Origin of the sequence: Pseudomonas sp. SLBN-26, assembly GCF_006715895.1 — a bacterium.
In the GTDB taxonomy this organism is placed as follows: domain Bacteria; phylum Pseudomonadota; class Gammaproteobacteria; order Pseudomonadales; family Pseudomonadaceae; genus Metapseudomonas; species Metapseudomonas otitidis.
The window spans coordinates 365,061-390,554 of record NZ_VFOB01000001.1 but is presented as its reverse complement, the minus strand read 5'-3'; the positions used below and the strand labels follow the sequence as shown (position 1 = coordinate 390,554).

At 65.4% G+C, this 25,494-nt stretch carries 26 protein-coding genes and 1 pseudogene; 18 read left to right on the top strand and 9 right to left on the bottom strand.

All coding sequences use genetic code 11. The features are described from left to right. Positions 1 to 37: 37 nt before the first annotated feature. The 6 genes and pseudogenes from FBY21_RS30130 to kynB all read right to left on the bottom strand — a co-directional run. A pseudogene (locus FBY21_RS30130) lies at positions 38 to 808 on the bottom strand (PAS domain-containing protein); the annotation flags it as partial. A gap of 316 nt (positions 809 to 1,124) precedes the next feature. Further along, positions 1,125 to 1,568: a hypothetical protein gene (locus FBY21_RS01905; protein ID WP_142008216.1), complete on the bottom strand. Its 444-nt coding sequence runs from the start codon at positions 1,566 to 1,568 to the stop codon at positions 1,125 to 1,127. 223 nt (positions 1,569 to 1,791) lie between these two features. Next, positions 1,792 to 3,210, bottom strand: coding sequence for an amino acid permease (locus tag FBY21_RS01900; RefSeq protein ID WP_142008214.1), 1,419 nt, complete (start codon positions 3,208 to 3,210; stop codon positions 1,792 to 1,794). A gap of 32 nt (positions 3,211 to 3,242) precedes the next feature. Beyond that, on the bottom strand, positions 3,243 to 4,553 hold the full coding sequence (locus FBY21_RS01895) for an OprD family porin (RefSeq protein ID WP_142008212.1): 1,311 nt from the start codon (positions 4,551 to 4,553) through the stop codon (positions 3,243 to 3,245). Between the two features lie 69 nt (positions 4,554 to 4,622). Next, the gene (kynU, locus tag FBY21_RS01890) at positions 4,623 to 5,873 is read right to left on the bottom strand and encodes a kynureninase (RefSeq protein ID WP_142008210.1); all 1,251 of its coding nucleotides are present in this window, start codon (positions 5,871 to 5,873) and stop codon (positions 4,623 to 4,625) included. 9 nt (positions 5,874 to 5,882) lie between these two features. Beyond that, the gene (gene kynB, locus FBY21_RS01885; RefSeq protein WP_142016202.1) at positions 5,883 to 6,524 is read right to left on the bottom strand and encodes an arylformamidase; all 642 of its coding nucleotides are present in this window, start codon (positions 6,522 to 6,524) and stop codon (positions 5,883 to 5,885) included. A gap of 130 nt (positions 6,525 to 6,654) precedes the next feature. Between kynB and FBY21_RS01880 the strand changes: the two genes are divergently transcribed. Continuing rightward, positions 6,655 to 7,125: an Lrp/AsnC family transcriptional regulator gene (locus FBY21_RS01880; RefSeq protein WP_074967749.1), complete on the top strand. Its 471-nt coding sequence runs from the start codon at positions 6,655 to 6,657 to the stop codon at positions 7,123 to 7,125. A 15-nt stretch (positions 7,126 to 7,140) separates the two neighbouring features. On the opposite strand, the gene FBY21_RS01875 is transcribed toward FBY21_RS01880, so the two are convergent. Next, on the bottom strand, positions 7,141 to 7,758 hold the full coding sequence (locus tag FBY21_RS01875; protein WP_142008208.1) for an alpha/beta family hydrolase: 618 nt from the start codon (positions 7,756 to 7,758) through the stop codon (positions 7,141 to 7,143). A 112-nt stretch (positions 7,759 to 7,870) separates the two neighbouring features. Here FBY21_RS01875 and ccoN (FBY21_RS01870) point away from each other — a divergent pair, with 112 nt between their 5' ends. From ccoN (FBY21_RS01870) to hemN, 14 genes are all read left to right on the top strand, one after another. Next, a complete protein-coding gene (ccoN, locus tag FBY21_RS01870; RefSeq protein ID WP_044400448.1) occupies positions 7,871 to 9,295 on the top strand; it encodes a cytochrome-c oxidase, cbb3-type subunit I in 1,425 nt (474 codons plus the stop codon). 11 nt (positions 9,296 to 9,306) lie between these two features. Continuing rightward, a complete protein-coding gene (ccoO, locus tag FBY21_RS01865) occupies positions 9,307 to 9,918 on the top strand; it encodes a cytochrome-c oxidase, cbb3-type subunit II (protein ID WP_044400446.1) in 612 nt (203 codons plus the stop codon). Between the two features lie 3 nt (positions 9,919 to 9,921). Beyond that, the gene (locus FBY21_RS01860; RefSeq protein ID WP_044400444.1) at positions 9,922 to 10,104 is read left to right on the top strand and encodes a CcoQ/FixQ family Cbb3-type cytochrome c oxidase assembly chaperone; all 183 of its coding nucleotides are present in this window, start codon (positions 9,922 to 9,924) and stop codon (positions 10,102 to 10,104) included. After that, a complete protein-coding gene (gene ccoP, locus FBY21_RS01855) occupies positions 10,101 to 11,039 on the top strand; it encodes a cytochrome-c oxidase, cbb3-type subunit III (RefSeq protein WP_044400442.1) in 939 nt (312 codons plus the stop codon). The genes FBY21_RS01860 and ccoP (FBY21_RS01855) overlap by 4 nt, the downstream gene beginning before the upstream one ends. 436 nt (positions 11,040 to 11,475) lie before the next feature. Next, positions 11,476 to 12,915 carry a cytochrome-c oxidase, cbb3-type subunit I gene (gene ccoN / locus FBY21_RS01850; protein WP_044400440.1) on the top strand — a complete coding sequence of 480 codons (1,440 nt, stop codon included), beginning with the start codon at positions 11,476 to 11,478 and terminating at the stop codon, positions 12,913 to 12,915. Continuing rightward, entirely contained in the window at positions 12,915 to 13,526 is a 612-nt protein-coding gene (gene ccoO / locus FBY21_RS01845; RefSeq protein ID WP_044400438.1) for a cytochrome-c oxidase, cbb3-type subunit II, read from the top strand. The genes ccoN (FBY21_RS01850) and ccoO (FBY21_RS01845) overlap by 1 nt, the downstream gene beginning before the upstream one ends. A gap of 5 nt (positions 13,527 to 13,531) precedes the next feature. After that, positions 13,532 to 13,720, top strand: a complete 189-nt coding sequence (locus tag FBY21_RS01840; RefSeq protein WP_044400436.1) for a CcoQ/FixQ family Cbb3-type cytochrome c oxidase assembly chaperone — start codon at positions 13,532 to 13,534, stop codon at positions 13,718 to 13,720. After that, on the top strand, positions 13,717 to 14,691 hold the full coding sequence (gene ccoP, locus FBY21_RS01835; RefSeq protein WP_074967745.1) for a cytochrome-c oxidase, cbb3-type subunit III: 975 nt from the start codon (positions 13,717 to 13,719) through the stop codon (positions 14,689 to 14,691). The genes FBY21_RS01840 and ccoP (FBY21_RS01835) overlap by 4 nt, the downstream gene beginning before the upstream one ends. A 139-nt stretch (positions 14,692 to 14,830) precedes the next feature. Then, positions 14,831 to 16,246: a cytochrome c oxidase accessory protein CcoG gene (gene ccoG, locus FBY21_RS01830; protein WP_074967743.1), complete on the top strand. Its 1,416-nt coding sequence runs from the start codon at positions 14,831 to 14,833 to the stop codon at positions 16,244 to 16,246. A gap of 12 nt (positions 16,247 to 16,258) precedes the next feature. Beyond that, a complete protein-coding gene (locus FBY21_RS01825) occupies positions 16,259 to 16,756 on the top strand; it encodes a FixH family protein (protein WP_142008205.1) in 498 nt (165 codons plus the stop codon). Positions 16,757 to 16,765: 9 nt separating this feature from the next. Continuing rightward, complete coding sequence (locus FBY21_RS01820) at positions 16,766 to 19,165, top strand: heavy metal translocating P-type ATPase (protein WP_142008203.1); 2,400 nt, start codon at positions 16,766 to 16,768, stop codon at positions 19,163 to 19,165. Positions 19,166 to 19,211: 46 nt separating this feature from the next. Beyond that, positions 19,212 to 19,430 carry a cbb3-type cytochrome oxidase assembly protein CcoS gene (ccoS, locus tag FBY21_RS01815; RefSeq protein ID WP_044400426.1) on the top strand — a complete coding sequence of 73 codons (219 nt, stop codon included), beginning with the start codon at positions 19,212 to 19,214 and terminating at the stop codon, positions 19,428 to 19,430. Further along, a complete protein-coding gene (locus FBY21_RS01810) occupies positions 19,423 to 20,106 on the top strand; it encodes a sulfite exporter TauE/SafE family protein (protein WP_142008200.1) in 684 nt (227 codons plus the stop codon). Before ccoS ends, FBY21_RS01810 begins: the two co-directional genes overlap by 8 nt. 124 nt (positions 20,107 to 20,230) lie before the next feature. Beyond that, entirely contained in the window at positions 20,231 to 21,613 is a 1,383-nt protein-coding gene (gene hemN / locus FBY21_RS01805) for an oxygen-independent coproporphyrinogen III oxidase (protein WP_044400420.1), read from the top strand. Positions 21,614 to 21,646: 33 nt separating this feature from the next. On the opposite strand, the gene FBY21_RS01800 is transcribed toward hemN, so the two are convergent. Further along, a complete protein-coding gene (locus FBY21_RS01800) occupies positions 21,647 to 22,135 on the bottom strand; it encodes a hypothetical protein (RefSeq protein ID WP_253543605.1) in 489 nt (162 codons plus the stop codon). Positions 22,136 to 22,281: 146 nt separating this feature from the next. On the opposite strand from FBY21_RS01800, the gene fnr reads away from it, so the two are divergent. The 3 genes from fnr to FBY21_RS01785 all read left to right on the top strand — a co-directional run bounded on the left by fnr (position 22,282) and on the right by FBY21_RS01785 (position 24,674). After that, the gene (gene fnr, locus FBY21_RS01795) at positions 22,282 to 23,016 is read left to right on the top strand and encodes a fumarate/nitrate reduction transcriptional regulator Fnr (protein ID WP_044400414.1); all 735 of its coding nucleotides are present in this window, start codon (positions 22,282 to 22,284) and stop codon (positions 23,014 to 23,016) included. A gap of 61 nt (positions 23,017 to 23,077) precedes the next feature. Further along, positions 23,078 to 23,626, top strand: a complete 549-nt coding sequence (locus FBY21_RS01790) for an adenine phosphoribosyltransferase (RefSeq protein ID WP_142008197.1) — start codon at positions 23,078 to 23,080, stop codon at positions 23,624 to 23,626. 214 nt (positions 23,627 to 23,840) lie between these two features. Then, positions 23,841 to 24,674, top strand: a complete 834-nt coding sequence (locus tag FBY21_RS01785; protein WP_044400408.1) for a metal-dependent hydrolase — start codon at positions 23,841 to 23,843, stop codon at positions 24,672 to 24,674. A gap of 62 nt (positions 24,675 to 24,736) precedes the next feature. Here the strand turns inward: FBY21_RS01785 and FBY21_RS01780 are convergent, their stop codons facing one another. Then, positions 24,737 to 25,450: a TetR family transcriptional regulator gene (locus FBY21_RS01780; RefSeq protein WP_139233557.1), complete on the bottom strand. Its 714-nt coding sequence runs from the start codon at positions 25,448 to 25,450 to the stop codon at positions 24,737 to 24,739. Between the last annotated feature and the right edge of the window lie 44 nt (positions 25,451 to 25,494).

The following is a 25,494-nucleotide window of genomic DNA, read 5'->3' as shown; positions in this document are numbered from 1 at the left end:
AGGACAGTTCGGCAGCACGCCGGACCTCTTCGTTGCGGCGCACCTGTTCGGTGACGTCGATGGCGAACTTGACCACCTTGAACACGGTGCCGGACTCGTCCTTCACCGGGTTGTAGCTGGCCTCGATGTGCACGGTGCTGCCGGAGGCGGTCTTGCGCTCGAAGTGGCCACGGTAGAAGTTGCCGGCCTTGAGGTTGGCCCAGAAGTCGGGGTTCTCCCTGTAGAACTCGTCGAGGCAGAGCATGCGGTGGTGGCGACCCTTGAGGCTGCCGAGGCCGTAGCCCATCAGGCGCAGGAAATTGTCGTTGGCGTCGATGATCTCGCCATCGGGGGTGAACTCGATCATGGCCATGGAGCGGCGGAGCGCGTCGCTCAGCGCACCGAGCACCAGCAGGTCGGAGTGCTCCTTGGTGACGTCACTGGCGATCTTCAGCACCTCCACCACGCGGCCGGAGGCGTCCTTGACCGGGAAGTAGGTCGCCTCCAGCCAGATCACCGCACCGTTCTTGGCGATGCGCTTGAACACGCCGCGCTGGGAGATGCCGTTGGCGAGAGAGGTCCAGAAACGTTCGTAGGCGCTGGAGTTGCGGAAGCTGTCCTCGCAGAAGAGGCGGTGGTGCTTGCCGACGATCTCCTGCTCGGTGTAGCCGACCACCTGGAGGAACAGGGGGTTGGCGGTGATGATGTCGCCCCGGGGGGTGAAGGAGATGGACGCGACGTTGTCCTCGATGGCGCGCAGCCGCTGGAGGTTTTCTTCGTCCTGGGGGGTCTTGATGTCAGGGCTGACTCGGCTCTTTCTGAACAGCATGATGAGCTCCTCGCGGTATGGGGTCGAAACGTTTTGCCCTTACTGCCCGCAGTGGTCGTCCGGTAGCCGGAGCGGCCTTCCTCAGAGTAGCCAAGCCAAACGGAATGAGAGGCTGATGCAACAACGAGCCCATCGGCTTGGGGTTGCCTTCAGTTCCGCTTCATCTTCCTGTGATCCGGACTCAATGGTTATCGGCACTTCCCGATTTTCTGTAGGGAAATCCTTAGCGACCCAAATGCCGCTGCGCTTGATAAATGCACAAGGCAGAGGGTCGAGGGCCGCAAAGCCCCCACCTGAAGCCTCCCGCACGTTCGGGTCAGGCGAATGACAGGCCCCGATCTGGGCGAGGCGCCAGCACCAAGGCCAGGCAGAACCAGACGAACGGCGCTGCAGCGCCCATGAGCATGGGCGAGGCGTAATCGCTCAGCGAAAAGGCGCAGAGGCTGGCCGCCAGCAGGGCAAGCCCGCAGATCAGGCCGGCCCGCGCGTACCGGCCCAGTCGGCGGGCCAGGAAGTGGGCGATGAGCCGCCCGATGATCGAGGCAACGACGAGCACCTGCTCGACGCCCAGGATGGCGATACCGGCCATGAAGGCGGGCCCCTCGGTCGCATCCCGCTCCACGGCCCAGAAGAACCAGGCGACTTGCGCCCCGTAGAGCACGGCCACCCCGGCCAGGGCCACCAGAAACGCTCGTCGCCCGGGGAGCAGCGCGGGCAGCGTGCCCACCAGCAGCATCCCGATCAATGCCATGCCCTGCATGTTACCGACCTCCTTGTATGGGTCATCCTCTACGCCCGGCGAGGCGGCTTCCCTGCCTGCGGATGGGCGTGCCCAGGGCGCCATCATCGACGGCGCGCGGGCCAGGTCAATCCCTGGGATGAGTTCCTGTCGATGGGTTCGCAGATGGAGGCGCGTGTGCTTCGACACCGCAACGAAAAAGACACGCCGAAGCGTGTCTTTTTCCAGGTGGATTGCAGCGGTGTCAGCTCTCCCCCACCGGCGCCTGCTCGGCCTCCACCAGCAGGCTGGCACGCCGCATGAGCAGGCGGAAGGCGCCCCAGAGCACGAGCAGGAAGGGGATGCCGAACACCAGGGTCATGTGGAAGGCCGGGACGAAGGCGGTGGTGATGAGGATGGCCACCATCAGCCCGAAGCCCAGCAGGGTAGCCCAGGGGAAGCCCCACATGCGGAAGGACAGCTGCAGGCCGCCGTTGCGCGCGTGGTAGCGGCGGAAGCGATAGTGGGTGAGGAAGATCATCATCCAGGCGAACAGCGCGCCGAAGATGGAGATGGCCATCATCAGCATGAAGGACTCCTCGGGGAACACCAGGTTGACCAGGGTGGCCAGGGCGATGCCGGTGCAGGACAGAGCCAGGGCGTTGAGCGGGACGCCGTTGCTGCCGAGGCGCCCCATGAGGCGCGGGGCGTGGCCGGCACGGGCAAGGCTGAACATCATCCGGGTGGTGGTGTAGAGCTGGCTGTTCATGGCCGACAGGGCGGCGACGAGGATGACGAAGTTGATCAGCCCGGTGGCGCCGGGGATGCCCACCTGCTCCATCACCATCACGAAGGGGCTCTGGGCGCCCTGCCCCGACTGGTTCCACGGCACCAGGGCGAGGATCAGCGCGAGGGTGAGGATGTAGAACACCAGCAGGCGCGCCATGGTGACGCGGAAGGCGCGCTTGACGGCCACCTCCGGCTGCTCGGCTTCGCCGGCGGCGACGGCGATCATCTCGATGCTGAGGTAGCTGAAGATGGAAATGATCACGGCGATCCACACGCCGGAGACGCCGTGGGGCATGAAGCCGCCGTGGGCGACGTAGTGGTGGAAGCCGTAGGCGGGGTCGCCGCCGCCGAACACCAGCCAGGCGCCGAGCAGGATGAAGGCGACGATGGCGCCGATCTTGATCGCCGAGAAGCCGTATTCGAAGTGGCCGAACGCCTTGACGCTGATGGCGTTGGTGACCACCAGGGCGGCGGAGAACAGCAGGATCCAGACCCAGCCGGCAACGGCGGGGAACCAGTACTTCATGTACACGGCGATGGCGGTCACTTCGGTGCCGACCGCCAGGACGATGGCGGCCCAGTAGGCGTAGCGCACCAGGAAGCCGGCCAGGGGGCTGATGTAGAACTCGGCGTAGGCGCCAAAGGAGCCGGAGGTGGGGTGGGCGACGGTCATTTCGGCCAGGCAGCCCATGAGCAGCAGGGCGATCAGGGCGCCGATGGCGTAGCTGACCAGCACGCCGGGGCCGGCGAAGCCGATGGCGAAGCTGCTGCCCATGAACAGGCCGGTGCCGATGGCACCGCCAATGGCGATCATGGCCATCTGGCCGGAGGTGAGCTGGCGCTTGAGCCCCTGCTCGCGCGCGGTGATGGCGGCGAATCCTGTCTTGTCGTTCATCGTGTGCCTCGGTGTTGTCGTTATGCGGGGCGTCAGAGCAGTTGCAGCGGGTAGTCGATGATCACCCGCAGTTCGTTGTTGTCGGCGGTGTCGGCCCGGCCGACCTGGGCGGTGGAGCGGATGCTGGCCTGGCGCAGGCGGATGGAGAGGTCCTTGGCGCTGCCACCCTGGACGACGTAGCCGAGTTCGATGTCCCGCTCCCAGCGCTTGCCGGCCTCGCCGTAGCGCTGGTAGGCGCTGGGGCTGCTGCGGTGGCTGTCGTCGATGTGGTCGCCCCGGATGTAGCGGCTCATGAAGCTGAGCCCGGGCACGCCGAAGGGGGCGAAGTCGAGGTCGTAGCGCACTTGCCAGGAGCGCTCGTTGGGGGCGTTGAAGTCGAGGACCTGCACGGAGTTGGCGAGGTAGATGGAGGTGCCGGGCTGGCGGTCGAAGCCGAGGTAGTCGAAGGGCTGGTCGCCGTTCACCCGCTGGTGCGCCAGGGTCAGGGCGTGGGCGCCGAAGCGGTAGCGGGCGGAGGCGGACCAGGCGGTGGTGTCGATGCGGCCGGCCAGGCTGCGGCCCTGGTCGAGGGTGCGGTAGAAGCTGGCGTCGAGCGTCAGGGACTGCTGGTCGGCCAGGTCGAGGCGCTGGCCGGCGCCGAGGTAGTACTGGCGCCAGATGTCCTCATAGCGCGAGGCGTAGGCGGACAGGTGGGTCGCGTCGCTGGGGGTCCACTGGCCGCCGAGGTAGTCGGCGCGGCGGGTTTCCACCTGGGCGAACAGGGCCTTGAGGGCGCCGTCGCGGTTGGTGGAGTTGCCGTCGTTGCCGGCGGTGAAATGCCCGGCCTCCAGCAGCAGGTTCTCCACCTCGCGGCTGCCGAGGGAGAAGCCGATGGGCATGGGGGCGAACAAGCGGGCGTTGCCGGTGCCGAACACGGGGTTCATGGGGGCCTGGCTGCCGTACTTCAGCTCGGTGCGGGAGACGCGCAGCTTGAGGGCGCCGCCGATTTCGGCCTGGCTGTCTTCGGGGCGGCCCCGGGAGTCGATCGGCAGCAGGTCGGTGCCGGTGCGGGCGCGGTTGCTGTCGAGCTTGAGGCCGAGGTTGGCGTAGGCGTCCAGGCCGAAGCCGACGGTGCCCTGGGTGTAGCCGGACTGGTAGTCGAGGGTGAAGCCGTGGGCCCACTCCTCGCGGTAGTTCTGCCCGCCCGGGTTGTTGAGCAGGTTGCGGTGGAAGTAGAAGTTGCGCTGGTTGAGCTGCAGGCGGCTGCCTTCGAGGAAGCCTTCGGGGCTGTCGGCGGCCATCAGCGGGGTGGCGGCGATGCCGCTCAGGAGCAAGGCGGCGCGGGCCAATCGCGGGGTGTTCATCTCATCGACCTCTTGTTGTGGTTATGGGTGAGAGGTGGAGGCGCCCGGGTGGGCGCCGAGTGCTTGGGGTCAGGTCACCTGCTTGCGGGCCATGAAGCGCTCCTGGCGCCAGGCCTCGCTGTCGAGGATCTCGCCCAGGGTTTCGGCGGCGTCCCAGACGTCGACAAAGCGGGTGTAGAGGGGGGTGAAGCCGAAGCGCATGATGCGCGGCTCGCGGTAGTCGCCGACCACGCCCCGGTCGATCAGCGCCTGGATGATGGCGTAGCCCTCGGGGTGCTCGTAGCTGACGTGGCTGCCACGGCGGGCGTGCTCCAGGGGGGTGACCAGGGTGAGCGGGTGCTGGCCGCAACGGGCCTGCACGCGCTCGATGAACAGGTCGGTGAGGGCCAGGGACTTCTCCCGCAGGGCCTCCATGCTGGTGCGGGCGTAGACCTCGAGACCGCTCTCGATCATGGCCAGGGAGGTGATCGGCTGGGTGCCGCAGAGGTAGCGGCCGATGCCGGGTGCCGGCTCGTAGGCGGGCTCCATGCCGAACTGGCGGGCGTGGCCCCACCAGCCGGACAGCGGTTGCCAGACCAGCTCGCGCAGGGCGGGGGCGACCCAGACGAAGGCCGGGGAGCCGGGGCCGCCGTTGAGGTACTTGTAGGTACAACCGATGGCGTAGTCGGCCTTGGCGGCGGTGAGGTCGATGGGCACGGCGCCGGCGGAGTGGCAGAGGTCCCAGATGGTCAGCGCGCCGCATTCGTGGGCCAGGGCGGTGAGGGCCTGCATGTCGTGCAGGTAGCCGGTCTTGTAGTTGACCTGGGTGATGAGGGCGACGGCGGTGTCGCTGCCGATGGCGGCGGGCAGCTCCTCGGGGGTGTCCACCAGGCGCAGGCTGTAGCCCTGCTGGAGCAGGTCGGCGAGGCCTTCGACCATGTAGATGTCGGTGGGGAAGTTGCTGCTCTCGGTGACGATGACCTTGCGAGCGGGGTCGCGCTGGGCCTGCACGCGCAGGGCGGCGACCAGCACCTTGAAGAGGTTGATGGAGGTGGTGTCGGTGATCACCACTTCGTCCTGGCCGGCGCCGATGAGGCCGGCGAGCTGGTTGCCCAGGCGCTCGGGCAGGCCACGCCAGCCGGCTTCGTTCCAGCTGCCGATCAGGCCAGTGCCCCATTCGTCCTCTACCACTTGCCGGGCCCGTTCGAGGGCGGCCTTGGGGCGCGCGCCGAGGGAGTTGCCGTCGAGGTAGATGACCCCTTCGGGCAGGGCGAAGGCGTCGCGCAGGGGCGCGAGGGCATCGCGGGCGTCGAGGTCGAGGCAGGCTTGTCTTGTTGTCATGGTCGGCTCCTAGGTCGACAGGCGACGCAGCACGGCACGGACCGGGCTGGCATCGAGATGGGTGAACTTGAGCGGCAGGGCGATGAGTTCGTAATCACCCTGGGGTACCTCGTCGAGCACCAGGCCTTCGAGGATCGCCATGCCGTGGGCGGCAACGGCGTGGTGGGCGTCGAGGGTCTTGCTGTGCTGGGGGTCGAGGGACGGGGTGTCGGTACCCACCAGGCAGACGCCATGGGCGGCGAGCAGCGCGATGGCGTCGGCGGCGATGGCGGTGAAGGTGTCGGGCCAGCGGTCCTGTGGGGCGGTCAGGCAGGTGCGGATCAGCACCCGGGGCGGGACGCCGGCGAGGTGAGGCCGAAGGTGATGGGGTTCGACGAGGCCCTCGGCCTCCAGGCAATGGATCACGCGGCAGGGCCCGAGGTAGGGCGCGAGCGAGACGGCGCCGATGGCGGCGCCGGCCGGGTCGTAGTGCAGCGGGGCGTCGGCGTGGGCGCCGGTGTGGGGCGAGAGAGCGATGCGCCCGACGTTGACCGGGCAGTGCGCGTCGATCTGCCAGGTGGCGTGCTGCTGGAAGGGGGTGTCGCCAGGCCAGGTGGGAGTCTGGCTGTTCAGGGGTGGGCTGATGTCCCACAGCAACGGCTCATTGCGCATGGTCTTCTCCTCGTTGGGCGAAAAAATCATGCTGCAAAGGCCTTCGAATTATCGTGCTATCTTTGCGACGCTTGCGTCATCCAGTCGCAGTAAATTCTATGAAACTCCATTTTCCTGAAATTTTATTCTCATGACCCTGGACAGCACCGATATCCGCATCCTCCATTGCCTGCAGCACGACGGCCGGATCAGCAACCAGGAACTGGCGGAACGGGTTTCGCTGTCTCCGTCGGCCTGCCTGCGGCGCCTGCGCAACCTGGAGGACAGCGGCATCGTGCGGGGGTATCGACCGGTGCTGGACGCGGAGCGCCTGGGGGTTGAGCTGGAGGCGCTGGTGCATGTGTCCATGCGCCAGGACGAGGCGGACTGGCACGAGCGCTTCGTGGAGCAGCTGCAGGGCTGGCCGGAGGTGGTCAGCGCCTACATCGTGACCGGGGCGAGCAACTACGTGCTGCGGGTGCAGGCGCGCAACCTGAAGCAGTTCTCCGACTTCATCGTCACGCGCCTGAACCGGGCCCACGGGGTGACCGACATCCGTTCGGAAATCATCCTGCAGACGGTGAAGGAAGGCGGCGGCGCATTGGACCTGCTGCGCCGCTGACCCGCCCTCCTCCGCTCACCCTTTGAGGAAGCGGGCGATCTGCTCGGCGGCAGTCTGGAGGTGCTCGGCGTGGGTGTGGCCGGACGCCTTGAGGGGCTTCAGGTCATGGTCCGCGGCTTCCAGCCAGTGCAGCTGGATGGCGTCGGAGAGGCAGTAGCCGGCGACGGTTTCGCGGTCGCCGAGGGCATCCCGCTCGCCCTGGACGATGAGGGTGCGGGTGCGCAGATCCGCCAGGTGCGCCACCCGGGGCTTCTCGGGTTTGCCGGCGGCGTAGAAGGGATAACCGAGGCAGACCAGGGCGTCGGCCTTCAGCTCATCGGCCAGCAGACTGGCCATCCTCCCGCCCATGGACTTGCCACCGATGGCCAATTGCCCCGTGACCTGCTGTCGCACCTGGGCATGCACATCCCGCCAGCAATCGAGCAATACGGCCTGCGGATTGGGGGGACGGCGACGCCCGTCTTCGCGCCTCGCGGCCATGTAGGGAAACTCGAAGCGCACGGTCGCAATGCCGCTCTGTGCAAGCCTCCGCGCCATTTCATCCATGAACGGACTGTCCATCGGCGCGCCTGCGCCGTGGGCCAGTACCAGGGTGATGTCGACCAGGCCTGAAGGCCTCTCCCACACGAACATTCGGACTTCTCCGCTAGCTGTTGGCTGTTGATCCAGATCAATGGGGCAAAACAGGTGTTTAACCATGCTTTCGCGGCAATTCCTAAAAAACCGTGTACGGAAGCCCAAGCACATGAACACAGAAGTCAGTACCGCCTACAACTACAAGGTGGTCCGCCAGTTCGCCATCATGACGGTGGTCTGGGGAATCGTCGGGATGGGGCTCGGCGTTCTCATTGCCGCTCAGCTGGCCTGGCCGGAGCTCAATTTCAACCTTCCCTGGACCAGCTTTGGCCGCTTGCGCCCGCTGCACACCAACGCGGTGATCTTCGCCTTCGGTGGCTGCGCGCTGTTCGCGACCTCTTACTACGCCGTCCAGCGTACCTGCCAGACCCGCCTGGTGTCCGATGGCCTCGCGGCCTTCACCTTCTGGGGTTGGCAACTGGTGATCGTGCTCGCCGCGATCAGCCTGCCGATGGGCTGGACCAGCTCGAAAGAATACGCCGAGCTGGAATGGCCGATCGACCTGCTCATCACCGTCGTCTGGGTGGCCTACGCCATGGTGTTCTTCGGCACCGTGATGAAGCGCCGCACCAAGCACATCTACGTGGGCAACTGGTTCTTCGGCGGGTTCATCCTGACCGTGGCCATTCTGCACATCGTCAACAACCTGGAAATCCCGGTCACCCTGACCAAGTCCTACTCGCTGTATGCCGGTGCGACCGACGCCATGATCCAGTGGTGGTACGGCCACAACGCGGTGGGCTTCTTCCTGACCGCCGGCTTCCTGGGGATGATGTACTACTTCGTGCCGAAGCAGGCAGGCCGTCCGGTCTATTCCTATCGCCTGTCCATCGTGCACTTCTGGGCGCTGATCGCCGTCTACATCTGGGCCGGCCCGCACCACCTGCACTACACCGCGCTGCCGGACTGGGCGCAGTCCCTGGGCATGGTGATGTCCCTGATCCTGCTGGCTCCGAGCTGGGGCGGCATGATCAACGGCATGATGACCCTGTCGGGCGCCTGGCATAAGCTGCGCGACGATCCGATCCTGCGCTTCCTGGTGGTGTCCCTGGCCTTCTACGGCATGTCCACCTTCGAAGGCCCGATGATGGCCATCAAGACCGTCAACGCCCTCTCCCACTACACCGACTGGACCATCGGCCACGTACACGCCGGTGCCCTCGGCTGGGTTGCCATGGTGTCCATCGGCTCCCTGTACCACCTGATCCCGAAGGTGTTCGGTCGCGAGCAGATGCACAGCGTCGGCCTGATCAACGCGCACTTCTGGCTGGCCACCATCGGCACCGTGCTCTACATCGCCTCGATGTGGGTCAACGGCATCGCCCAGGGCCTGATGTGGCGTGCAGTCAACGAAGACGGCACCCTCACCTACTCCTTCGTCGAAGCGCTGGAAGCCAGCCACCCCGGCTTCGTGGTGCGCATGATCGGCGGCGCGATCTTCCTCTCCGGCATGCTGCTGATGGCCTACAACACCTACCGCACCGTCAAGGCCGCCAAGCCGGCCGAGTACGACGCCATCGCCCAGATCGCCTGAGGAGCCGATAGATGAAAAAGCATGAAGTCATCGAGAAGAACGTCGGCCTGATGGCGTTGTTCATGATCCTGGCCGTCAGCATCGGCGGCCTGGTTCAGATCGTCCCGCTGTTCTTCCAGGACGTGACCAACACCCCGGTCGAAGGCATGAAGCCCTACACCGCCCTGCAGCTGGAAGGCCGCGACATCTACATCCGCGAAGGCTGCGTCGGCTGCCACTCGCAGATGGTTCGCCCCTTCCGCGCCGAGACCGAGCGCTACGGCCACTACTCCGTTGCCGGTGAAAGCGTGTGGGACCACCCCTTCCTGTGGGGCTCCAAGCGGACCGGCCCGGACCTGGCCCGCGTAGGCGGCCGCTACTCCGACGACTGGCACCGTGCGCACCTGTACAACCCGCGCAACGTGGTGCCCGAGTCGAAGATGCCCGCCTACCCCTGGCTGGTCGAGCACACCCTGGACGGCAAGGACACCGCCGCCAAGCTCTCGGCCATGCGCACGCTGGGCGTTCCCTACACCGCAGAAGACATCGCCGGTGCCTCCGATGCCGTGAAGGGCAAGACCGAGATGGACGCCCTGGTGGCCTACCTGCAGGTGCTCGGCACCAGCCTGAAGAACAAGAGGTAAGGCATGGACATCGGAACGCTTCGCGGCCTGGGCACCCTGATGGTGCTGGTCGCGATGATCGGGGTTATCTGCTGGGCCTACAGCGGGCGCCGCAAGGCCGATTTCGACCAGGCCGCCCTGCTGCCCTTCGGCGACGACCTGCCAAGCCCGCAAGACCGGAATGATTCTAGGAGCACATTCGAATGAGCACTTTCTGGAGCTGGTACATCTCCCTGCTCACCCTGTTCACCCTGGTGGCGCTGCTCTGGCTGGTTTTCGCCACCCGCAAGGGCGAAGCCAAGGGCACGGTCGACAAGACCATGGGCCACAGCTTCGACGGCATCGAGGAGTACGACAACCCGCTGCCCAAGTGGTGGTTCATGCTGTTCGTCGGCACCATCATCTTCACCTTCGGCTACCTGGCGCTCTACCCGGGCCTGGGCAACTGGAAGGGCGTGCTGCCGGGCTATGACGACGGCTGGACCCAGGACAAGCAATGGCAGCGCGAAGTGGACAAGGCCAACGCGATGTACGGCCCGATCTTCGCCAAGTATTCGGCCATGCCGGTCGAAGCTGTTGCCCAGGATCCGCAGGCCCTGAAGATGGGCGGCCGCCTGTTCGCCACCTACTGCTCCATCTGCCACGGCTCGGACGCCAAGGGCGCCGTCGGCTTCCCGAACCTGGCCGACGACAGCTGGCGCTGGGGCGGCGACGCCGAAACCATCAAGACCACCATCCTCCACGGTCGCATGGCTGCCATGCCGGCCTGGGGCGAGGTACTCGGTGAGGATGGCGTCAAGAACGTGGCCGCCTATGTCCGCCAGGACCTGGCCGGCCTGAAGCTGCCGGAAGACGCCAAGGCCGACGTGGCCGCCGGCAAGGCCCTGTTCGCCAGCACCTGCGTGGCCTGCCACGGCCCCGAAGGCCATGGCACCCCGGCCATGGGCGCTCCGGACCTGACCAAGCCCGCCGCCTGGATCTACGGCTCCAGCCTGGCCCAACTGCAACAGACCATCCGTTACGGTCGTAACGGCCAGATGCCCGCCCAGGACCAGTACCTGGGTCAGGACAAGGTCCACATCCTGGCCGCCTACGTGTACAGCCTGTCCCGCAAGGGCGGCGACAAAGTCGCAGCGGAGTAACCCGAGACCGGCGACGCAAGGAGGCGTCGCCACCCCGCCCGGCCCGAAAGGCGCCTGACGGAAGCCGCGCAAAGGCAGCCCGACGCAAGAAGGGCAAACCGGACACAGGGAGGTGTCCACCCCTCCTTATATATAGTGCGACGCGATGTCGCACCCGTTCCGACCAGTAGCCTTTCGCGAGTTGGACCTTGCACTAATATGGTCCGTAGTCGCCGCCCGGCATAACCACGAGGCGACTTTCCCCTCTCGAAAGCACTGGAACCGATCACTGGGAAACCACGGTCGGGACACCTGGCAAACAGGTTGGAAACCCTTTCCAGAGGGCTTGGAAAGCGGGTTTGTGACGGCATGTGTCGTTGCATTGCATACCCTCTTTCTCCATACTTGCCGCCGCTTTTTTGTCCCGAAAAACTCCATTAACCGTGGAACCCCTAGCATGAGCACAGCAATCAGTCAGACTGCTTATAACTATAAGGTGGTCCGCCAGTTCGCCATTATGACGGTGATCTGGGGGGTCATTGGGATGGGTCTAGGCGTGTTCATTGCCGCACAACTCGTGTGGCCGGAACTCAACCTGAACCTTCCGTGGACCAGCTTCGGCCGTCTGCGTCCCTTGCATACCAACGCGGTGATCTTCGCCTTCGGTGGTTGCGCCCTGTTCGCCACGTCCTACTACGTGGTACAGCGCACCTGCCAGACTCGCCTGATCTCCGACACTCTCGCCGCGTTCACCTTCTGGGGTTGGCAAGCGGTGATCGTGCTGGCGGTCATCACCCTGCCGCTGGGCTACACCTCCTCCAAGGAGTACGCCGAGCTGGAATGGCCGATCGACATCCTGCTGGCGGTGGTCTGGATCACCTACGCGCTCGTGTTCTTCGGCACCGTGATCAAGCGCAAGACCAAGCACATCTATGTCGGTAACTGGTTCTTCGGGGCCTTCATCCTGGTTACCGCGATGCTGCACATCGTCAACAGCATGGAAATCCCGGTCACCCTGACCAAGTCCTACTCGCTGTATGCCGGTGCAACCGACGCCATGATCCAGTGGTGGTACGGCCACAACGCCGTGGGCTTCTTCCTGACTACCGGCTTCCTGGGGATGATGTACTACTTCGTTCCGAAGCAGGCCGAGCGTCCGATCTACTCCTACCGCCTGTCCATCGTGCACTTCTGGGCGCTGATCACCCTGTACATCTGGGCCGGTCCGCACCACCTGCACTACACCGCGCTGCCGGACTGGGCGCAGTCCCTGGGTATGGCCATGTCCCTGATCCTGCTGGCTCCGAGCTGGGGCGGCATGATCAACGGCATGATGAGCCTGTCGGGTGCCTGGCATAAGCTGCGCTCCGACCCCATCCTGCGCTTCCTGGTGGTGTCCCTGGCCTTCTACGGCATGTCCACCTTCGAAGGCCCGATGATGGCCATCAAGACCGTCAACGCCCTCTCCCACTACACCGACTGGACCATCGGCCACGTACACGCTGGTGCCCTCGGCTGGGTGGCGATGATTTCCATCGGCTCGCTCTACCACCTGATCCCGAAGGTATTCGGTCGCGAGCAGATGCACAGCGTCGGCCTGATCAACGCCCACTTCTGGCTGGCTACCATCGGTACCGTTCTGTACATCGCCTCCATGTGGGTCAACGGCATCACCCAGGGTCTGATGTGGCGCGCAGTCAACGAAGACGGCACCCTCACCTACTCCTTCGTCGAAGCCCTTGAGGCCAGCCACCCGGGCTACCTGGTGCGCATGATCGGCGGTGCCTTCTTCGTGACCGGCATGCTGCTGATGGCCTACAACACCTTCCGTACCGTACGCGCCGCCAAGCCGGCCGAGTACGATGCGGCTGCCCAGATTCCGCAAGGAGCTCACTAATGAAGCAACACGAATTAGTCGAGAAGAACGTCGGTCTGCTGGCACTGTTCATGGTGATCGCCGTTAGCATCGGCGGTCTCGTGCAGATCGTCCCGCTGTTCTTCCAGGACGTGACCAACACCCCGGTCGAAGGCATGAAGCCGCGTACCGCCCTGGAGCTGGAAGGCCGCGACATCTACATCCGCGAAGGCTGCGTTGGCTGCCACTCGCAGATGGTCCGTCCCTTCCGCGCCGAGACCGAGCGCTACGGCCACTACTCCGTTGCCGGTGAAAGCGTGTGGGACCACCCCTTCCTGTGGGGCTCCAAGCGGACCGGCCCGGACCTGGCCCGCGTAGGCGGCCGCTACTCCGACGACTGGCACCGTGCGCACCTCTACAACCCGCGCAACGTGGTGCCCGAGTCGAAGATGCCTGCCTACCCCTGGCTGGTTGAGAACAAGCTCGACGGCAAAGACACCGCTGCCAAGATGCAAGCGCTTCGTACCCTCGGCGTCCCCTACACCGACGATGACATCGCCGGCGCACGTGACGCGGTCAAGGGCAAGACCGAGATGGACGCACTGGTGGCGTTCCTTCAGGGTCTGGGCACCTCGATCAAGAACAAACGGTAAGCACGATGGATATCCAGACTCTCCGCGGGCTGGGAACCATCCTGGTGTTCGTCGCCTTCATCGGCGTCGTCCTCTGGGCCTACAACGGCAAGCGCAAGAGCAGCTTCGACGAAGCTGCCAACCTGCCCTTCGCTGATGACAAGCCGGCGGACACCAAGCGCGACGACGAAGCTTCTAGGAGTAAGAGCGAATGACCACGTTCTGGAGTTGGTACGTAACCCTCCTGACCAGCGCCACCCTGGTGGCACTGGCGGTGCTGATCTTTGCCACCCGCAAGGGCCAGCGCCAGGAAACCACCGAAGAAACCCTCGGCCATGCCTTCGACGGCATCGAGGAATACGACAACCCGCTGCCCAAGTGGTGGTTCATGCTGTTCGTCGGCACCCTCGTGTTCGCCGTCGGCTACCTGGTTCTGTACCCGGGCATGGGCAACTGGAAAGGCATCTTCCCCGGCTACAACGAAGTGGCCGAAGGCAAGCCCTTCGCCAACGGCGAAAGCGGCTGGACCGGTGTCCACCAGTGGGAAAAGGAAATGGACAAGGCCGATCAGCAATACGGCCCGCTGTTCAAGAAATACGCCGCCATGCCCATCGAGGAAGTGGCCAAGGACGAGAAAGCCCTGAAAATGGGTGGTCGTCTCTTTGCCTCCAACTGCTCGGTGTGCCACGGCTCCGACGCCAAGGGCTCCTACGGCTTCCCGAACCTGACCGACGCCGACTGGCGCTGGGGTGGTGAGCCCGAGACCATCAAGACCACCATCCTCGGCGGCCGTCACGGCGTGATGCCGGCCTGGGGCGAAGTGATCGGTGAGCAAGGCGTTCGTGACGTCGCCGCCTTTGTGCGCCAGACCCTGGATGGTCGCGACCTGCCGAAGGACGCCAACGCCAACCCGGAAAACGGCAAAGCCATCTTTGCTGCCAACTGCGTGGCCTGCCACGGTCCGGAAGGCAAGGGCACCCCGGCCATGGGCGCTCCGAACCTGACCCACCCCAACGCGTTCATCTACGGCAGCAGCTTTGCCCAACTGCAGCAGACCATCCGCTATGGTCGCCAGGGCATGATGCCGGCGCAGGAAGAACACTTGGGTAACGACAAGGTCCACCTGCTGGCCGCCTACGTGTACAGTCTCTCCCACAAGGGTGCGACCGAAGCCGAAGGCAAATAAGCAGTACCTATGCCCGCCATGCGCGACGCACTGTCGCACATGGCGGGCAGCTATCAGGCGTACCATATGTGATGTGGCACTAAGATCCCGTTCGGCAAGCACTGATCGGGGCAAGCCAAACAGCCGTGGTACGAGATAGATGAGCGAACAGATCCCCGTCCAGAACATTACCCCTCCCCCGGCAAAAGGCGGTCAAAGCACCGACCTCTACGCCAGCCGCGAAAAGATCTACACCCGAGCCTTCACCGGCCTCTTCCGCAACCTGCGAATGGCAGGGGGCGCCTTCCTCTTCCTGCTCTACTTCGGCACCGTCTGGCTGACCTGGAACGACCGACAGGCCGTCTGGTGGAACCTGCCGGAACGCAAGTTCTACATCTTCGGCGCCACCTTCTGGCCCCAGGACTTCGTCCTCCTGTCCTGGCTGCTGATCATCTGCGCCTTTGGCCTGTTCTTCATCACCGTGTTCGCCGGCCGTGTCTGGTGCGGCTACACCTGCCCGCAGAGCGTGTGGACCTGGATCTTCATGTGGTGCGAGAAAGTCACCGAGGGTGACCGCAACCAGCGCATGAAGCTCGACAAGGCCCCCGCCAGCGCCAACAAATTCCTGCGCAAGTCGGCCAAGCACAGCCTCTGGCTGCTGATCGGCTTCGTCACTGGCCTGACCTTCGTCGGCTACTTCACCCCCATCCGCGACCTGGTGACCGACCTCTTCACCGGCAACGCGGACGGCTGGGCCTACTTCTGGGTCGGCTTCTTCACCCTGGCCACCTACGGCAACGCCGGGTGGTTGCGCGAGCAGGTGTGCATCTACATGTGCCCCTACGCCCGCTTCCAGAGCGTGATGTTCGACAAGGACACCCTGATCGTTTCCTACGACCCGCGTCGCGGCGAATCCCGCGGTCCGCGCAAGAAGAACGTCGACTACAAGGCCCAGGGCCTGGGCGACTGCATCGACTGCACCATGTGCGTGCAGGTCTGCCCCACCGGCATCGACATCCGTGACGGCCTGCAGATCGAGTGCATCGGCTGCGCCGCCTGCATCGACGCCTGCGACAGCATCATGGAGAAGATGAACTATCCCAAGGGGCTGATCAGCTACACCACTGAACACAACCTGAACGGCCAGCAGACGCACCTACTGCGCCCCCGCCTGATCGGTTACGCTGCCGCCCTCGTCGCGATGATCAGCCTGTTCGGCTATGCCGTCAGCGCCCGTTCCCTGGTGGAACTGGACGTCATCAAGGACCGGGTGCTCTATCGCGAAAACGAGCAAGGCCGCATCGAGAACGTCTACACCCTGAAGATCATGAACAAGGCCCAGAAGGACATCGACTTCGTACTCGAAGCCGACGGCCTGGATGGCCTGGTCTACGAGGGCAAGCGCGAGGTGCGTGCCGAGGCAGGCGAAGTCCTGTCCGTACCGGTGGAACTGTCCATCGACCCGGACAAGCTGCCGTCCAGCACCAACACCATTGTCTTCCGCGTCCGCGCGGTGGATGACGCCAGCATCGAGAACGACGCCGACAGCCGCTTCATCGGCCCCAGCGTCCGCTAGAACGGGAATACCATGCAGTCCGAAGCCCCAAGCCCCTGGTACAAGCAACCCTGGCCGTGGTTCATCCTCGGCATCCTCGGCACCTCCGTGGTGCTGGGGACCACCATGCTGGTAGTCGCCATCAAGAACCCGCCGAGCCTGGTGGCAGACAACTACTACGAGGTCGGCAAGGGCATCAACACCTCCCTGGAGCGCGAGAACCTGGCCCAAAGCCTGGGCATGCGTGCCGAGGTTCGCTTCGACAATGACAGCGGCGAGGTCGAGGTCCGCCTCGACGGCAAGAGCCAGCCCCAGCACCTGGTGCTCAGCCTCCTCTCCCCTACCCAGCCCGAGAAGGATCGCCGCGTCGTGCTCCAACCCAAGGCACCCGGCCTCTACGCCGGACACCTGGAAGACAACATTGGCGGCCGCCGCTTCGTTGAACTGATCGGCCAGGAAGACGGCCAGGACTGGCGTCTCTTCGAAGAAGAAAACCTTGAGGCGGGTGGCGTAACCCAGCTCGGCGAATAAGCCCCGCCCATGCCTGCACCACTCAACTGCTACCACTGCGGCTTGCCGGTTCCCACCGGCAGCCCTTACGAGGCCCTCGTGCTGGGAGAGACGAGGGCCATGTGCTGTCCAGGGTGCCAGGCCGTGGCCGAAGCCATCGTCGCCGGCGGCCTGGAGAGCTACTACCGCCATCGCAGCGAGACCGCCGCTAACCCCGATGCTCTTCCCGGCGCACTGCCGGACGAACTGGCCCTGTTTGACCGCGCGGACGTCCAGCAACCCTTCGTCCAGCACGAAGGCGAACTCAGCGAGACCAGCCTGCTCATCGAAGGCATCAGTTGCGCCGCCTGCGGCTGGCTGATCGAGAAGCACCTGCGGGGCCTGCCAGGCGTTGCCGAAGCGCGCCTCAACCTGTCCAACCACCGGCTCCAGGTGCGCTGGACCGACAGCCAGATCCCCCTCAGCAGGCTGCTCAAGGAGCTGCGCCGCATCGGCTATGCCGGCCACCCCTACAAGGCCGACGAAGCCGCCGAGCGACTCGCCACCGAGAACCGCCGTGCCATGCGCCAGCTGGGCGTCGCCGGCCTGCTGTGGATGCAGGTGATGATGGCCGCGATGGCCACCTGGCCCGAATTCAACATCGACCTGACGCCGGAGCTGGACAAGATCCTGCGCTGGGTCAGCCTGTTCCTCACCACGCCCATCGTCTTTTACTGCTGCGGCCAGTTCTTCCGCGGCGCGCTCAGGGACCTGCGCACCCGCCACCTGAGCATGGACGTCTCCGTGTCCCTCGCCATCGGCGGCGCCTACGTGGCCGGTATCTGGTCGACGGTCACCGGCACGGGCGAGCTGTACTACGACGCCGTGGGCATGTTCGCCCTCTTCCTCCTGGCCGGCCGCTACCTCGAACGCCGTGCCCGCGAGCGAACGGCCGCCGCAACCGCCCAACTGGTCAACCTGCTGCCCGCCTCCTGCCTGCGGCTGGATGACACCGGACAAGGCCAGCGCATCCTCCTCGACGAGTTGAAGCTGGGCGACCGCGTCCTGGTGCCTCCGGGCGCCCTGATGCCGGCCGACGGCGTGATCCTGGAAGGCCGCTCCAGCGTTGACGAATCCCTGCTCACCGGCGAGTACCTGCCCCTGCCGCGCAACCCGGGCGATGCCGTCACTGCCGGCACGCTCAACGTCGAAGGGCCACTGACCCTCGAAGTCCAAGCCCTGGGCGACAAGACCCGGCTGTCCGCCATCGTGCGCCTGCTGGAACGCGCCCAGGCCGACAAGCCGCGCCTCGCCGAACTGGCGGACAAGGTCGCCCAGTGGTTCCTCATCTTCGTCCTGCTGGCGGCCGCCGTGGTCGGGCTGATCTGGTGGGAAATCGACGCCTCCCGCGCCTTCTGGGTCGTGCTGTCGCTGCTGGTCGCCACCTGTCCCTGCGCACTGGCCCTCGCCACACCCACCGCCCTCACCACCGCCACCGGCAGCCTGCACAAGCTCGGGCTCCTGCTGACCCGGGGCCATGTGCTGGAAGGGCTGAATCACATCGACACGGTGATCTTCGACAAGACCGGTACCCTCACCGAGGGCCGGCTGACCCTGAGCGCCATCCACCCCCTCGCGAGCCTGGACGGCGACGCCTGCCTGGCCCTGGCCGCTGCACTCGAGAACCGCTCCGAACACCCCATCGCCCGCGCCTTCGGCCGTGCGCCGGTGGCCGCCGACGAAGTGCGCAGCATCCCCGGCAAGGGGCTTGAAGGCCTCGTGGAAGGGCGTCGCCTGCGCATTGGCCAGGCTGACTTCGTCGCCGAACTCGGTGGCTGGGCAGCGCCCGCCATTCCCGGCCAGCAGGGCCAGTGGCTGCTGCTGGGTGATGACAACGGGCCGCTGGCGTGGCTGGTGCTCGATGATCGCCTGCGCGAAGACGCCCCGCTGCTGGTGGAGGCCTGCAAGGCCAAAGGCTGGCGGATCATGCTGCTGTCCGGCGACAGCTCGCCGATGGTCGACGAGATCGCCCGCCAGCTCGGCATCGACGATGCACGCGGTGGCCTCAGCCCGGACGCCAAGCTGGCCGTGCTGCGGGACCTGCACCAGCAAGGCCGGCGTGTGCTGATGCTGGGCGACGGCGTCAACGACGTCCCCGTCCTCGCCGGTGCCGACATCAGCGTCGCCATGGGCAGCGCCACTGACCTGGCCAAGACCAGCGCGGATGCGGTGCTGCTCTCGAACCGGCTGGAAAGCCTGGTCCAGGCGCTGTCGGTCGCCTCGCGCACCCGCCGCATCATCATCCAGAACCTGGCCTGGGCGACGCTGTACAATGGCAGCGTCCTGCCATTTGCCGCACTGGGCTGGGTCACCCCGCTCTGGGCCGCCTTCGGCATGTCGGTCAGCTCACTGCTGGTCGTGATCAACGCCCTTCGGCTGGCGCGCACCTAGCGGCCAGCCCGGCATCCTCCGCCCTGCCCTGACAACGAGACTCCCGATGCCTGCGCTCTACATCCTCATTCCCGTCGCCATCGGCCTGGTGGGCTTCGCCATCTGGTTGTTCTTCTGGGCAGTGGACAGCGGCCAGTACGACGACCTCGACGGCCCCGCCCACAGCATCCTCTTCGATGATGAAGACCCCAGCCACAAGGCCGGCATCGCCGAGGCGGACGAAGCCGAAAACGCCGAGCAGGACAAGGACCGCGACGGTGCCTGAACTCGCCCCACAACTGGTGTCGGCACTGATTCTCGGCCTGCTGGGCGGTGGTCACTGCATCGGCATGTGCGGCGGCCTGATGGGCGCGCTGACCCTGGCCATCCCACCTGAGCAGCGCGCCCGCCGCCTGCGCCTGCTGCTGGCCTACAACCTCGGACGCATCCTCAGCTACGCCACGGCCGGCCTGCTCATCGGCCTGGCCGGCTGGGCCGTGGCCAACAGCCCGGCAGCACTGGCAATGCGCGTGGTGGCCGGCCTGCTGCTGGTGTGCATGGGCCTCTACCTGGCCGGCTGGTGGAGCGGCCTGACCCGCATCGAAGCACTGGGGCGCGGTCTCTGGCGCCATATCCAGCCCGTGGCGAGCCGCCTGCTGCCGGTCTCCACACTGCCCCGCGCCCTGCTGCTCGGCGCGCTCTGGGGCTGGCTGCCGTGCGGCCTGGTCTACAGCACCCTGCTCTGGTCGGCGAGCCAGGGTTCGGCCAGCGACAGCGCGCTGCTCATGCTCGCCTTCGGCCTGGGCACCTGGCCGGTGCTGCTGGCAACGGGCCTGGCCGCTGAACGCCTGACCGCCCTGCTGCGCAAGCGCGGTATCCGCATCGCCGGCGGCGTGCTGGTGATGCTGTTCGGCATCTGGACGCTTCCCGGTCCGCACCAGCACTGGTTGATGGGGCACTAAGCCCTCCTGTAGAACCGCTCAACCCCATGTGGCGGGGCTCTGCGACAGCATGACTCAGATCAACAAGCCATGGCCGGGCGGCACCTAGACTCGCGCCACTGACTGCTGATCCTGGATTGCCCGCATGCTCGACGATATCCGCTGGGACTCCGGCCTGATCCGCCGCTACGACGCGGCAGGCCCCCGCTACACCTCCTACCCCACAGCCGTGCAATTCAACGATCGCATCGGCTCCTTCGACCTGCTGCACGCCCTGCGCGACAGCCGCAAGGCGCAGCGCCCGCTGTCGCTCTACGTCCACGTCCCGTTCTGCGCGAACATCTGCTACTACTGCGCCTGCAACAAGGTCATCACCAAGGACCGTGGCCGCGCCCTCCCCTACCTGGAGAAGCTCGAGCGCGAGATCGAACTCATCGCCTGCCACCTCGACCCGCAGCAACGGGTGGAACAACTGCACTTCGGCGGCGGCACCCCCACCTTTCTCAGCCATGACGAGCTGCGCCGCCTGATGGGCCATCTGCGCAAGCACTTCAACCTGCTGGACGACGACTCGGGCGACTACGGCATCGAGATCGACCCGCGCGAAGCCGACTGGTCCACCATGGGCCTGCTGCGTGAGCTGGGCTTCAACCGCGTCAGCCTGGGCGTGCAGGACCTCGATCCGTCCGTGCAGCTCGCAGTGAACCGCCTGCAGAGCCTGTCCGAGACCCGCGGCATCATCGAAGCGGCCCGGACCCTGCAGTTCCGCTCGGTGAACATCGACCTGATCTACGGCCTGCCACGACAGACTCCGGAGAGCTTCGCCCGTACCGTCGCAGAAGTGATCGCGCTTCAACCCGACCGCCTCTCGGTCTTCAACTACGCCCACCTGCCGGAACGCTTCATGCCCCAGCGGCGCATCCGCAGCGAAGAGCTGCCCAGCCCGGCCCACAAGCTGGAAATGCTCCAGGGCAGCATCGAGCAGCTGACCCGGGCCGGCTACCGCTACATCGGCATGGACCACTTCGCCCTGCCCGACGACGAGCTCTCCATCGCGCAGGAAGACGGCCGCCTGCAACGCAATTTCCAGGGCTACACCACCCATGGCCACTGCGACCTGATCGGCCTGGGCGTCTCTGCCATCAGCCAGGTCGGCGACCTGTACTGCCAGAACGACAGCAACCTCAACACCTACCAGGAAACGCTCGGTGCCGATCAACTGGCCACTCGCCGGGGCCTGTCATGCAATGAGGACGACCGCATCCGCCGCGCCGTGATCCAGCAACTGATCTGCGAGTTCGAGCTGGATTTCGAGATGATCGAATCGCGCTACAACATCGAGTTCAGGGGGTACTTCGACGCCGTGTGGCCCCAGCTCGAAGCCATGGCGCGGGACGGGCTGATCAGCCTCACCGATCGCCGCATCGACATCCAGCCCACCGGCCGGCTGCTGGTGCGCTCGGTGTGCATGCTGTTCGACCACTACCTCACCCCGGAAACCACCCAGCGCTTCTCCCGGGTGATCTGAAGAAACCCGCCCCGAACGGGGCGGGCCTTTGGCTCATTTCATGGCCAGGCTCATCGCCTTGACCGACTGCTCATCGCTGAGCTTCGACTCCTTCATTGCCTTGCGCAGGTTGACCAGCGCCGTGGTCAGCGCGGAGTTAAGGCTGGCCAATTCGCCACGCAGTTGTTGCTGACGCAGCTTGCGGGTTTCCTCGTCCAGGCTGCTGTCCGTCGCCACCTCCTGCAGCTCCTTCTGCTTCTCCTGCACCTGCTCCCGCAAGCGGCGGATCATCTTGAGGATCTGCTTGATGACATCCGGCAGGCCGCTCTCGTCGATGTCATCGTTCTTGCCCGTCCCTTCGGAACGCGCCACCCCTTCCTTGGAGAGGCTTACCTTCACACCGGACTGCTCGGCAGCAGTGGCACTGCCGGCTGCCTTGGCCTCTTCCGTCTGGGCCGGGTCCTGCCCACCCTCGGCCTTGGCGCTACGGAGCGTCGTCGCATGCTGGCTGGAGAAGGGCCAGCCGGAAATGTCGATCCTCATGACATGCACTCCCTCGTAATCACGCCAGGTTTTCGGCACTGCACGGCTGAACTTGAGTCGTTTCGCAGGAGGCGTTTTTCTGGCCCTCGGCCCCCGGCCTGCGTTACCCTTACGCCTTCTACGTGTTTGCCATGAAGGAAACCTGGATGTCCGAGATCATCAAGGCGCGCAACCTGCCCCAGGCCCACTGCAAGGACTGCAGCCTCGCCGCCCTGTGCCTGCCCCTTTCGCTGAACATGGAGGACATGGACTCGCTCGACGAAATCGTCAAGCGTGGCCGTCCCCTGAAGAAAGGCGACTTCCTGTTCCGCCAGGGCGACACCTTCGAGTCGGTATTCGCCGTGCGCTCCGGCGCCCTGAAGACCTTCGGCCTGACCGACTCGGGTGAAGAGCAGATCACCGGCTTCCACCTGCCCAGCGAACTGGTCGGCCTGTCCGGCATGGACACCGAGCTGTACCCGGTTTCCGCCCAGGCGCTGGAAACCACCTCGGTCTGCGAAATCCCCTTCGAGCGCCTCGACGAACTGTCCGTCCAGCTGCCGCAACTGCGCCGCCAGCTGATGCGCGTGATGAGCCGCGAGATCCGCGACGACCAGCAGATGATGCTGCTGCTCTCCAAGAAGACCGCCGACGAACGCATCGCCACCTTCCTGGTCAACCTGTCCGCCCGCTTCCGCGCCCGTGGTTTCTCGGCCAACCAGTTCCGCCTGGCCATGTCGCGCAACGAGATCGGCAACTACCTCGGCCTGGCGGTTGAGACCGTCTCCCGCGTGTTCACCCGCTTCCAGCAGGGCAACCTGATCGCCGCCGAAGGCAAGGAAGTCCACATCCTCGACCCCATCGAGCTCTGCGCCCTCGCCGGCGGCAGCATCGAAGGCTGATCCACCGTGCCGGCGCCCGCCGGCACGTTCTTCCTCTCCCCTCCTCCAGCAGGCTGTTGCGATGAACTTCGACGCCCTCGATATCAAGACCCTGATCCGTCCCGTGATCGACTTCCCCAAGCCCGGCGTGGTGTTCCGCGACATCACCCCGCTCTTCCAGTCCCCGCGCGGCCTGCGCCTGGTGGTGGACAGCTTCGTCCAGCGTTACGTGGAGGCGGACTTCAGCCACATCGGCGCCATGGACGCCCGGGGCTTCCTGATCGGCTCGATCGTCGCCTACGCCCTGAACAAGCCCCTGGTGCTGTTCCGCAAGCAGGGCAAGCTGCCGGCCGACGTGCTCGCCGAGGGCTACCAGACCGAATACGGCGAAGCCTTCCTCGAAGTGCACGCCGACAGCCTGTGCGACGGTGACAAGGTCCTGATCTTCGATGACCTGATCGCCACCGGTGGCACCCTGCTCGCCGCCGCCAGCCTGGTACGCCGCATGGGCGCCAGGGTGGTCGAGGCCGCCGCCATCATCGACCTGCCGGAACTGGGCGGCTCCGAGCGCCTGCAAGACGCTGGCATTCCCACCTTCGCCCTCACCGCCTTCCGCCTCGACGAAAAGTAATCGCCCTCCGGGCCGTCCTCGCGCGGCCCGTTTTCCCGCCTCCGCATCCCCTCCCCTACGCCTCAGCCCATCACGACCCGCCGAAAGTTGGTCCGCGCCAGCGGGCAAAACCTGCGTTAATCCTCAACAGTTACATCGATCAATGACACAGTCGAACGTGTCACCAAAAGCCAGACAACAACATGGGACGGCTCCCAATCGAGAGGATCCACGCATGACCACCGCAACCGCCAACCTGCCCAAGGCCAACTTCCCCGTCCGCCGCATGGACTTCAGCTTCGCCAGGACCCAGAAGTACTGGTGGAGCGGTGATCCCTTCATGAGCCACTTCATGAACAACCTGTCCTCGCTGTTCCCCTATGGCGAGAAATTCTTCGTCGACAGCGTGCGCGCCGTCCGCGACCAGATCAGCGACCCGCAGCTGCAGAAGGACATCAGCGCCTTCATCGGCCAGGAGGCCATGCACTCCAAGGAACATGCCACCTACAACGACTACGCCGCCGAGCACGGCATCGACCTGGAGCGCCTGGAGCTGCGCATCAAGGTGCTGCTCGAATGGGTCACCCGCTTCACCACCAAGAAGCATCGCCTCGCCATCACCTGCGCCCTGGAGCATTTCACCGCCACCATGGCCGAGCAGTTGCTGCGCCGCGAAGACCTCAGCACCCAGATGGACGACACCCGGATGTACCAACTGTGGATGTGGCACGCCGTCGAAGAGAACGAACACAAGGCCGTTTGCTACGACGCCTACATGGCGGTCGGTGGCGGCTACTTCGAGCGCGTCATCACCATGGCACTCACCAGCGTGATGTTCATCGGCGTGATCGGCGCCTTCCAGTTCCACCTGCTGCGCAAGGACGGCCAACTGTTCAACCTGCGCAGCTGGGCCCGCGGCCTGAAGACCCTGTTCGGCCCGCGCACCGGCTACTTCCCGCGCATGATCAAGCCCTACCTGGACTACTACCGTCCTGGCTTCCACCCCTTCGACCACGAAACCAAGGCCCTGGAAAGCCGCTGGAAGGAACGCCTCGGCTTCACCGGCTGAGCCACCGTCCGTCCATGAAAAAGCCCGGCATCGCCGGGCTTTTCCGTCTCAGCGCAAGCCACTCAGAGGCCCATCGCCTCCAGGCTCTGCAACACCGCTGCACCGGTGAACAAGTAGAGAATCTGCTCCTCCGCCTCCTGGCGAATCTCCGCCTGCCGCTCGGGCTCGCCGATGAAGTCCAGGGACATCTGGAACAGGTTGCGACTGATCAGGCTGGACACCCGCCGCACCACCCCCTCGCTCACCTGAGCCGGCAGCAGACGGAACTCGATGATGTCCTCGGCCATGTCCTCGGCGAACTCGTCCATTACCTGCCGCAGCGCCTCGCGCAGTACCGGCGAGGCACCGTGCAATTCGCGCACACCGATGATGAAGGCCTCGGCATGCCCCGCCACGAAATCGAAGAACAGATCCACCGTCTCGTGACAGACCCGCCGCCCCCGCCCCATGTCGATGCCCAGCAACTGTGGCGATGCCGGTCCGCTCGCCTGCACCGCCCGCTCCGCGGCCTCGCGGCGCAGGTCGCGCAAAGGTTGGCGCAGCTCGCTGGAAATGCTGCGGATGATCGCCAACCCCAGGTCATCCACGTCCTTGAAGTGGCGATAGAAGGTGTTGGGGTTGAGCCCCGCCTCGCGCGCCAGTTCGCGCAGGCCCAGGCTGCTCAGGCTGCGGCTCTGGGACGACAGCCGCAGCGCCGCCTCCATCAGCAGGCGTTTGCCGGGGGCGGGAGGGGTGCGATCCGGAGCCAGCTGCTCCTCATCGACCACTGAATCCATGTCTGGCCCTACCTTAGGTTGGTTGTCCGGGAATGGCTTGCTGG